We start from the raw sequence: 9,531 nt of genomic DNA, 5'->3' as shown, positions 1-9,531 counted from the left end.
TTGATGAATTTTTCAATGACAAAGACCGAAACTTTAAGCTTTTCTGTTTCAGTTATTTCGGAGTCGGGAATTTAATGAAAAACCTGAAAGCTGAAAAAATCAATCAGGCAGAAATAGAGGTTAATTATTTTGGATATGATGATAATGGAAATGAATATATGACGAAGAAAATCAATCAGTATGAAGTTCATCAGGTTGAAAATGAAAAACTCGGAATATTTGTCTGGGGGTCTGCAAACCGCTATTCTTATGCTGTAAAATGCTGGTGTCCCTCTACGGAAAAAGAACATTGGCTGTGGATTGAGGAAGCGTATAAAGACAATGCATTAACGGCAATTGCATCCACTTTCAGAATTCATGAAAATATCATCCCGCACATCAGATGTTTAAAAAGACAGGGAGATCTGCTGATTTGCGAATTGAATAAAAAAATTCCGCCGCGTGGTGCTGTAAGAGCTTTAACCGCTTCAGAATATTTTGGTCTTCTGGAAGCTGAAACCTAATCATAAGAAACAGTAGTTTAATCTGGAAAAGCACTCCGAACCCAGGAGGGTTGCAGGTTCGAATCCTGCCTGTTTCTGTTTTTTTAAAATTTAAAAAGCATTTTAGGATTAATCTTTTTCTCCCGCGGATTTTACGGATGATGCAGATTTTTTTTCATTAAGCCGACATAGGAAGCTGAAGCGTTAAGAAAATTAATCATGCGAACGTTAAGAAAATTCTACTGTTTGAGCGCGGTGAAAATATTAAATCAAAAAACAAATACCAAATTCGCACGAGTTTTAGAATTTTTAGAGAACATTATTAATTTTTAGCGTAAGATTCCAAGTCTTGAACTTTTGTTTTGCTTCAAGGCAAAAGAAAATTAAAATGAAAATCATGAAAGAATTACAAACCATATTAAATACAATCCTCAAAGAAAAACAAGGATACATTACTTTCCTTACCGGAGCCGGAATTTCTGCGGAAAGCGGGCTTCCGACTTACCGCTCGATCGACGGAATCTGGATCAAAGGAACAAAATATCACCGTCCGGAAGAATTCGGGACGTACAAATATTTCAGCCAGAATCAGGAAGAAGTATGGCAGTACAATCTGTTCTGGAAGAAAATGATTGCCGAAGCAAAACCTAATCCGGGACATTTGGCGATCACAGAAATTGAAAAAATTTTAGGTGAAAGATTCAGATTGATTACTCAAAATGTTGACGGGCTTCACCAAAGATCGGGAACGCAGAACGTATATGAAATTCATGGAAGCAAGCAGAAAGTCCGTTGCTCAAAAGAATGCAGCGAACCTTTCGATTTCCCTGAAAATATTAAGTTTAAAGAATATACCGAAGATTTAACGGCAGATGATATCGACGATCTGAAATGTAAAAAGTGCGGAAATTGGCTTCGTCCTCATACTTTATGGTTTGATGAAAGTTATAATGAAAAATATTATCATTTCGATACAGCGTACAACATTGCAGACCATACAGATATCTTATTTGTAGTCGGAACTTCGGGATCAACGGTTTTGCCTGTAAACATTGTGGAAACAGTAAAAATCCGTGCAAAATGGATCGTCCTGATCAATCCTGAAAGCGATACGTATTTTGATTATATTTTAAAAGGAAGCAAAACGTTATTTTCAGTACAGGAAAGCAGTTCAAAAGCACTTCCTGAATTAAAAATGATGATTGAAGATATTATAAACGCTTAAATTTTCATACGGAAGCAGTAGTTTAACGGAAAAGCGCATCATTCTAAGATGAGTTGCAGGTTCAATTCCTGCCTGTTTCTGTTTTTTAAATTTTAAAAACATTTTATGATTAATCTTTTTCTCTCGCAGATTTTGCGGATGACGCAGATTTTATTTCATTAAGCCGACATAGGAAGCTGAAGCGTTAAGAAAATTAATCATGTGAACGTTAAAAAAATTCTACTGTTTGAGCGAGGGAGCTATTTAGAGCCGAAGGACAAATGTGAAATTCGCGCGAGTTTAGAATTTTTAGAGAACATTATTAATTTTTAGCATTCAGATTCCAGGTCTTGAATTTTTGTTTCTTTTGCTTCAAGGCAAAAGAAATATGTCCAATAAAACTAAATTTAATAAAAAAATGAACACATTAATCGACATTGGTATAAACTTAACCAATAAACAATTTTATGACGAACAGGAAGAAATAATCAATCGCGCACTCGACAATGGAGTAGAACAGATGATCCTCACAGGAACGAGCGTTCGCGGAAGCCAGAAATCTGCGGAAATTGCAGAAGATTATCCCGAAATTCTGTTTTCAACGGCGGGAATTCATCCTCATGATGCAAAATCTTTCAACAACGAAAGTATTCCTGCATTAAAAATATTATTAAAACAAGACCACGTTGTTTCCGTAGGAGAATGCGGACTGGATTTCGACAGGGATTTTTCGCCAAGACCTGTTCAGGAAAAATGTTACCGCGCCCAGCTTGAATTATCTTTTGAAGTGAATAAACCGCTTTTCCTTCATGAAAGATCTGCTTTCAAAAGATTTAATGAAATAACGGATGAATATTTGTCTCAACTTCCAAAAGCTGTGGTGCATTGTTTCACAGGAACTTTACAGGAAGCCAAAATATATCTGGATAAAGGCTTTTATTTAGGGTTTACCGGAGCCATCAGCGATCAGAACAGGTTTAAACATTTGGAAGAAGTGATAAAATATGTTCCGCTCGACCGAATGATGATTGAAACCGATGCGCCTTTTATGCTGCCGAAAAATATGCCGAGAATGCAGAACCGCAGAAATGAACCTTCCTTTTTACCGTATGTAGCACAGACGATTGCCCATCTGAAGAAAATCAGCATAGCAGAAGTTGCAGATGAAACCACGGAAGTTGCCCGTAATTTTTTCAGGATATAAAAAAAGAGTTCTACAGATGATGTAAAACTCTTTTTATTTGTTATAAATTACTGTAGTTGTTTTATTATTTTCTAGTCATTAGTGTAGTCTCAATGTAATGTCATATCAATATATTTGCAAAAAATAGTTAAAATGAATGATCGTTATTCCAGAAACCGCTTATATGTAACTGAAGAAGAACAAAATCAGATTAAGGATATTCCGATTCTTCTTGCAGGCAGCGGAATTGGGAGTAATATTGCCGAATGTGCTTTAAGATTTGGCTTTGAAAACATAACTATTATTGATGGGGATGTGGTAGAGAACTCAAACCTTAACAGGCAAAACTATACATTTTATGACATTTCGGAATATAAAGCAGAGACTTTATACAACAGATTAAAAAGTATAAATCCGGAGGCGACACTTCAATTTTATAATGAATTTATTACTGAAGATAATTTACAGAAAATTATCGGGAAAAATAAAATTGCCATCAATGCTTTGGATTTTACCAGCGATATTCCTTTACGTTTTGATAAAATATGTCAAAAGAAAAAACTTCATATTTTGCATCCTTATAATCTTGGTTGGGGAGGGTTGGTGACTGTTATTGCTCCGAATGGACTTCCGATAAACAGTCTTACGAATGATAAAAATTTTAATGAGTTGAAGATGGTAGAATATGTTGCCGGATACTTGAGATTCTGGAAACAGCCTCACGAATGGTTAGAAAATATCATCCAGGATTACAAAAGTGAAAAAGAAAGTCTTCCTCCGCCTCAATTGTCAATTGCTTCGTGGACGGTTGCTGCAATGTGTACACATATTATGTTCAATATTGCAACTCATAAATCTTTTAAAGTATTTCCCGAATTTTACTTAAATACCATTATGGATAACGTTTAATTTTAAAGAAGTTTATTATTCGTAACATAAGCTAATGCTTCTGTAATATTTGAAACCCCCAGTTTTTCAAACAATTTTCTTCTGTGGAATTTTACGGTATCTGCAGATATAAAAATCTTTTGTGCGATTTCATTAATCGTTAAACCCTGAGCATATAATCTAAGAATTTCCAGTTCTCTTTCGGAAAGTCTAAGCTTTTTTCTTAACGTCCATTTTTCAGCAATAAGGTTGTATTCCCAAATGTCGTCGGTTCCTTGTTTGTATATATTGATATTACCTGAAGAACTGTTGGGAGATAAGGATACGATACACATTGCTTTCCACATTTTACCGTCTTTTGATAAAAATAATGGAGTAAGCTTATGATTGATAAGAATTGCTGACTTATTTTCAGTTACCAGATGAAAGTCATAAGATATAGTATGCATCTTTCTTTCTTCTAAAGGAAGTTTATCAAAAAAATTAAACCCTGCTTCATTTATTTTAAAGAGTAGTTCAAGATCATCTTTTATTACGTTCTTAAAATAAAAAAGATATCCCAGATTCTGTACTTCTTCGGGTGTGCAGTTACATAGAAACAATGGGTTATCTGAGACGTATTCAAAAATTTTCTTTTCATAATCTATCACATATAAACTTTGATATGTAAGCCTTGAAAAAGCTTTGATTACTTCAAGATAATTTTCTGTTTCAAAGGCTTCAGCACCCAGATTATTTTCTATTCTGTTCTTATAAGAGAAAAACTTATTTACTTCATCCATTATTATTCAGTGTTTTTATGTACACCAAGGTGTGATTTAATTGTTTGTAGCAAATCTACACAAAAGTGTAGTAAATAATGCAATTCACTACAATATTTTTACAAAAGAAAACAAAACGATGCATAATTTAAATTTTAACTCTATGGATAATATTACTTTATACAGTCTGGCAAAATTTGTTGTAACGGAAAATTTTCAGCACCATGAAAGACGTTATGATTTAAATAATTTTGAAGAAGAAACAGAGAGTGTATATGAAGATGAAATCAGCTACTGTAATTCTAAAGTTTTTGTTTCTACGGATAATTCTGGGGGTATCATAGGATCAATCAGAACAATAAAGTGGAACGGCTATGATGTTTTACCGATGCAAAAATTATTTTATATCGATCCGCTATGCTTTCTTTCAGATGAAGTAACAAATATCTGGCATATTGGAAGATTTGCAATAAAACATGAATGTGATAAAAGAAGTTTCCGGCTTTTTAAAACATTAATGGTTTTTGCTTTAAACGAAGTTTGTAAAAGCGAAGAATCTGTTGCGTTGGCAGAATGTGATTCAAAATTATTGAGAATATTGAAGGCTTTAGGAATTGAAGCCGAAATTTTAGCCGACCCTATTCATTATCTGGGATCAGAAACTATTCCTGTATTGTTTAAATATGATACTCTAAAAAAGTTTCTTAATAAAAACTATTATTTGCTATCCGATACTAATGTTTTGGAAGCTATTTCTTCTATAGTGAAACAGTCAGCTTAAAAAAGATATAAATAAATGAGAGCTTTAGTTTATATAATTTTATTAATAAGTAATGTATATTATGCGCAGAATATGCAGTTTGCATATCTGGAGAAGAATGTTGATACATTATATTATACGAAATCAGATTACATAAACTACAACATTCCCAGTGTAAATGATTTTAATATTAAAGGAAGTTCTTTTAATATTAATAAAGATAAAAGGATTTTATTAATAAAAAAACACTCTATTGATGATAATTCCTCTGATGTAAGTGTGATTTTTCAGCTTTTTTCAAAAAATATAGAAACATTAAGTATAAAAGATCCTGCTACCCAAAAAGTAATTTTTAACATAAATCCAAAAAACGGATATAAAGAAATTGAAACAATATTTTCAGATTTATACAGAAAATTACTGTCAGAAATTAAAGAAATTGATTTTGAGATTGTAAAGAAAGATAAGGATAGAGAATCGGTGTGTGAAATAAAAAATTTTATTATAGGAAATATAAAGATTCAGAAAAAAAACTTTCTGCCAAATTCCTTATCAGGAAATATGTCAGGAAGAGTGTATGATTCTTATGGACTTTATAAATCTTATCCGAAATTCGATAAAGAAGAAGACAATAAAGGGACATTATACTTTAGATTACAAAATAATAAATCTCAGTATAGAAGTATAGACAGCCTCATTAGTATTATAGAAAAAAATTATCCTTTTGATTTTGCGAGACCCGTAAGTAGAGTTGCAAAAATAAAAGCAGATACACTTAGCGGAATGTGTAATTATATTTCCGGAGTCGACAGCTATATCAGACAGAAATATAATGATCCTCATTTTTCCATTAAAATGAATGGTTGTAAAACAAAAAATAAATCAACAGGTGTGTTATTGTATAGATTTAAAGAAGGGTACAAAGTATCCGCGATTTTGGATGACAGCCTAAAGAATAAACTCTGTTTAGGAGAATCTATTGTCAGAATCGATGGAACAGAAGTTCAAAAACTCTCTTCAGAAAGAGCAAACGAATTGCTGTTGAAAGAACCGAATGGAGTCTCAAAACTTGAATTAAAAAACTCAAAAGGAGAAGTAAGAACGGTTGAATATATACATAAAGATTCATATAAAATACCTTCAAATTTTGTACAGAAAACTGAATTTTCAACAATAAATGACGAGGTAGTTTATCTGAAAATAAAACATATTGACAAAGATGCACTGTATATTTTTATTGAAAATCTGCCAGAGATCAGAAGCAAAAAAAAGTTGGTCATAGATCTTAGAAATAATGGAGGAGGAGACTTTTTGATAGGAGCACAAATCCTGTCATTATTTATCCCGGAAGAGTTCCGATACTATCAGTTAAAAGATAAATTTTCAGGGAAAAATGAAGACGTAATTGTTAATAAAAATCTTTCTGATAACATTATCAGCAACAAACTGGAACTTCGTGTTTTAGTAAATAAAAATACTTCGTGTGTATCTGAGCTTCTTGCTTATAACCTGAAAAAATACTTTAAAAATACAAAAGTAATCGGGATAGAACGTACGGCGGGTGCTGTAGCTGCACTTTACGAAGTTCTACCGGAAAACAACAGCAATATAAAGTTCAGAACAAATGCCTTTACCAGAAGCATCATTATGCTGGACGGAAAAAGTATAGAAGGTAAAGGGATCTCTCCGGATATTCATGTAAATATCAGGAAGATCGAAGACTTACAGCCTTACAATGATAAGGTTTTAATAACGGCTATTTCGAAATAAGCATAACAAACAAATTATTAATCATTTAAAAAAATTTAACAAAATGAAAACAGAAATCAACAACCCGGAAACTGTTACAATCGAATTAGAAAAAACTGAATTAGTAAAGCCAACTCCAATTGACGATATGTTGTCAAACGAAGTAGAAGCTTTATGCGAATCTTTCGGATGTGGTTACAACGCTGGTAAAGCGTCTGGAGACACTACTGAAGATACAGACATCTTATTCTAATTAAAAGGTATATAGGCATTCAGCAAATGCTGAGTGCCTATTTCTTACAAAAATTTTAAACTGGAAAAAATGGAATCAAAAGTAAATCCTGAAACCGAAGAATCTGAATTTGAAAAATCAGAACTGGTAAAACCGCAACCTATGGAAAATAGGTTGGTAGATGAAGCAGAAGCTCTTTGTGAATCATTTAACTGTAGTTATTTTACAGGAAAAGCATCGGGCGACACTTCCAATGATGACGATATTCTTTTCTAACCGTAAATGTCGTTGATAAACGGTCTATTTAATCTTTAATCCTAATAATTATGATTTTAAAACTTAAAGCCAATCCATATAACTTTCTTATTCCTGTAGAAGAAGAAAACCAATTTATTCTTTATAATTCCCTTACCAGCGGATTGGAAGTATTAAATTTTGAAAATGGACAATTTCTTTTGGAGAAGAGTCAGTATTCTTTTTTTATACACGATGAAAGCGAAGGACGGTTTAATGATCTTGTAAAATATTTGTATGATAAGGAATACATTATAGAAGCGGATAAAGATGTAAGATCATTATTTTCCAGATATACGGATGAAAACCAGTACAAATTTGCGAAAACAATCAATCTTACTATTGGAACTACCATTACATGTAATATGGGATGTTCTTATTGTTTTGAATTTGTAAAACCCAATCATACATTAAAAGAAGATAAAGTAAAACAGGGAATAAAAGATTATATAGAGGATCTTGTTTTAAAATCAGGAAAAGAAATTGAGACCCTTTCTATAACTTGGTATGGTGGTGAACCGCTGATTAATGTAAAAGCAATTCAGGATCTCACGGTAAGTCTAACAGAAGTCGCAAGGAAGTATAATCTAAAGTACGTGTCGAATATCATTACGAACGGAATTTACCTTAGCGAAAAAAACGTAAAAATTCTTGAAGACTGCAATGTGCACAGCGTACAGATTACCATAGACGGTGCAAAAGAAACTCATGATAAGAAAAGACCTTTAAAGCAGATCAACAAAAAAAACTATGAAGTTATTCTTGAAAATCTTTCTAAAGTTCCTAAAGATTCTAAAATACAATTCTTAATAAGAATAAATGTAGACAAAGAGGTTGCCGGAACAATAGATACATTTTTAGATGATCTTAAAAATATGAATATCTGGCCGGAAAAATTTAAGCAGGTTTCATTTGACCCTTCTTGGCTACGTACGTATGAGGAGATCGAAACTTCAGAAGAAGAACTGGAAAAAAGAATGAATCTGGATGAGTTCTTCGATTTTAAAATGAGCTTCAGAAAAAATATTATGAACAGATTCAATGCATGGAGTGATGAAACCAATCTGAAAATAAAATCCAAACTGAAATGGGATCTTCCCAATTACCAGACAACATGTGCAACATGGGCTTCCCCAATTAGTATGACGATTGATCCGAACGGTTATATTCACAAATGCTGGGAAACAATTCATGATGATTCTCATGCTCCTGCCTCAGTATTTGAAGGATATAATGCAGAGAAATTTACAAAACATTCTTCATTCAACAGGTTCAAGCATAATGAAATATGCACGAACTGTAAGGTTTTACCTATCTGCGACACAATTACATGTTCTCATGAAGCTATAAAAGCGAACGTACCGATCTGCAGTTCATGGAAATATAAGTTGGAAGATTACTTAAAAGAACAATACATCAATATGCTTTATTCTCCGGAAACCATCTCAAGACCGCAGATTAATGTATTGGAAAATACGGGGCATTCTGCAAAATAAAATTGAAGTTATGACTATAGGAATTATTGATACAGGAGTAGACCATACCCATCAGAGACTTAAAGAATGTGATATCAAAGGTATTACATTGTTTAAAGATCGTTCAGGAAGTATCATCACTAAAGAAAATGAATTTAGTGATCATAAAGGTCATGGTACAGGAATCGCCTCTATTATCAATTCTCACCTGAAATCATGCAATTTATATGTTATAAAGCTCGATTCTCATAATCATGTTATATCAGAAGATCTTTTAACGGAAGCTATTTCCCGGATGATAGATTATAATGTGAATATCATCAACATAAGTATGGGGATAAATTCTGAGATCACACCTGCTAAAATGCAACATGCAATCAACAGATCCTATGAAAAAGGAATTCCCGTTTTTGCTGCCAATTATTATGATGCTTCAAAACAGTGTTTTCCTGCTAATTTTACACAGACATTTTCTGTAGGAACAGGTTATATTAAAGAGAAAC

General features: G+C 32.7%; 11 protein-coding genes and 2 tRNA genes. 12 read left to right on the top strand and 1 reads right to left on the bottom strand.

Features of this window, described 5'->3' with window-relative positions:
• The 6 genes from WFK35_RS16775 to WFK35_RS16750 all read left to right on the top strand — a co-directional run.
• A partial coding sequence (locus tag WFK35_RS16775; RefSeq protein WP_336733545.1) for a hypothetical protein occupies positions 1-503 on the top strand: 503 nt, incomplete at its 5' end.
• A 6-nt stretch (positions 504-509) separates the two neighbouring features.
• Positions 510-580: transfer RNA gene (locus WFK35_RS16770), tRNA-OTHER, on the top strand.
• A gap of 299 nt (positions 581-879) precedes the next feature.
• Positions 880-1,707 carry an SIR2 family NAD-dependent protein deacylase gene (locus tag WFK35_RS16765; protein WP_336733543.1) on the top strand — a complete coding sequence of 276 codons (828 nt, stop codon included), beginning with the start codon at positions 880-882 and terminating at the stop codon, positions 1,705-1,707.
• 11 nt (positions 1,708-1,718) lie between these two features.
• Positions 1,719-1,787 (top strand) — tRNA-Arg (locus tag WFK35_RS16760).
• Between the two features lie 317 nt (positions 1,788-2,104).
• Complete coding sequence (locus tag WFK35_RS16755) at positions 2,105-2,890, top strand: TatD family hydrolase (protein ID WP_336733542.1); 786 nt, start codon at positions 2,105-2,107, stop codon at positions 2,888-2,890.
• A gap of 132 nt (positions 2,891-3,022) precedes the next feature.
• The gene (locus WFK35_RS16750; RefSeq protein WP_336733541.1) at positions 3,023-3,778 is read left to right on the top strand and encodes a ThiF family adenylyltransferase; all 756 of its coding nucleotides are present in this window, start codon (positions 3,023-3,025) and stop codon (positions 3,776-3,778) included.
• A 2-nt stretch (positions 3,779-3,780) separates the two neighbouring features.
• Here the strand turns inward: WFK35_RS16750 and WFK35_RS16745 are convergent, their stop codons facing one another.
• The gene (locus tag WFK35_RS16745; RefSeq protein ID WP_336733540.1) at positions 3,781-4,539 is read right to left on the bottom strand and encodes a response regulator transcription factor; all 759 of its coding nucleotides are present in this window, start codon (positions 4,537-4,539) and stop codon (positions 3,781-3,783) included.
• A gap of 142 nt (positions 4,540-4,681) precedes the next feature.
• Here WFK35_RS16745 and WFK35_RS16740 point away from each other — a divergent pair, with 142 nt between their 5' ends.
• The 6 genes from WFK35_RS16740 to WFK35_RS16715 all read left to right on the top strand — a co-directional run.
• On the top strand, positions 4,682-5,299 hold the full coding sequence (locus WFK35_RS16740; protein WP_336733539.1) for a hypothetical protein: 618 nt from the start codon (positions 4,682-4,684) through the stop codon (positions 5,297-5,299).
• 15 nt (positions 5,300-5,314) lie between these two features.
• A complete protein-coding gene (locus tag WFK35_RS16735) occupies positions 5,315-7,048 on the top strand; it encodes a S41 family peptidase (protein ID WP_336733538.1) in 1,734 nt (577 codons plus the stop codon).
• A 43-nt stretch (positions 7,049-7,091) separates the two neighbouring features.
• A complete protein-coding gene (locus WFK35_RS16730) occupies positions 7,092-7,280 on the top strand; it encodes a hypothetical protein (RefSeq protein ID WP_336733537.1) in 189 nt (62 codons plus the stop codon).
• 69 nt (positions 7,281-7,349) lie between these two features.
• A complete protein-coding gene (locus WFK35_RS16725) occupies positions 7,350-7,535 on the top strand; it encodes a hypothetical protein (RefSeq protein WP_336733536.1) in 186 nt (61 codons plus the stop codon).
• A 50-nt stretch (positions 7,536-7,585) separates the two neighbouring features.
• Positions 7,586-9,049, top strand: a complete 1,464-nt coding sequence (locus WFK35_RS16720; protein ID WP_336733535.1) for a radical SAM/SPASM domain-containing protein — start codon at positions 7,586-7,588, stop codon at positions 9,047-9,049.
• Between the two features lie 10 nt (positions 9,050-9,059).
• A partial coding sequence (locus tag WFK35_RS16715) for a S8 family peptidase (RefSeq protein ID WP_336733534.1) occupies positions 9,060-9,531 on the top strand: 472 nt, incomplete at its 3' end.

Source organism: Chryseobacterium sp. VD8 (assembly GCF_037149975.1).
In the GTDB taxonomy this organism is placed as follows: Bacteria; Bacteroidota; Bacteroidia; order Flavobacteriales; family Weeksellaceae; genus Chryseobacterium; species Chryseobacterium indicum.
Note: the sequence above shows the minus strand (reverse complement) of the source record. Positions and strands in the feature narration are given on the sequence as shown.

Bases quoted from the DNA above. Each gene is read 5' to 3' on its own strand.
- WFK35_RS16765 (WP_336733543.1), top strand. From the start codon at position 880: ATGAAAGAATTACAAACCATATTAAATACAATCCTCAAAGAAAAACAA.
- WFK35_RS16755 (WP_336733542.1), top strand. From the start codon at position 2,105: ATGAACACATTAATCGACATTGGTATAAACTTAACCAATAAACAATTT.
- WFK35_RS16750 (WP_336733541.1), top strand. From the start codon at position 3,023: ATGAATGATCGTTATTCCAGAAACCGCTTATATGTAACTGAAGAAGAA.
- WFK35_RS16745 (WP_336733540.1), bottom strand. From the start codon at position 4,539: ATGGATGAAGTAAATAAGTTTTTCTCTTATAAGAACAGAATAGAAAAT.
- WFK35_RS16740 (WP_336733539.1), top strand. From the start codon at position 4,682: ATGGATAATATTACTTTATACAGTCTGGCAAAATTTGTTGTAACGGAA.
- WFK35_RS16735 (WP_336733538.1), top strand. From the start codon at position 5,315: ATGAGAGCTTTAGTTTATATAATTTTATTAATAAGTAATGTATATTAT.
- WFK35_RS16730 (WP_336733537.1), top strand. From the start codon at position 7,092: ATGAAAACAGAAATCAACAACCCGGAAACTGTTACAATCGAATTAGAA.
- WFK35_RS16725 (WP_336733536.1), top strand. From the start codon at position 7,350: ATGGAATCAAAAGTAAATCCTGAAACCGAAGAATCTGAATTTGAAAAA.
- WFK35_RS16720 (WP_336733535.1), top strand. From the start codon at position 7,586: ATGATTTTAAAACTTAAAGCCAATCCATATAACTTTCTTATTCCTGTA.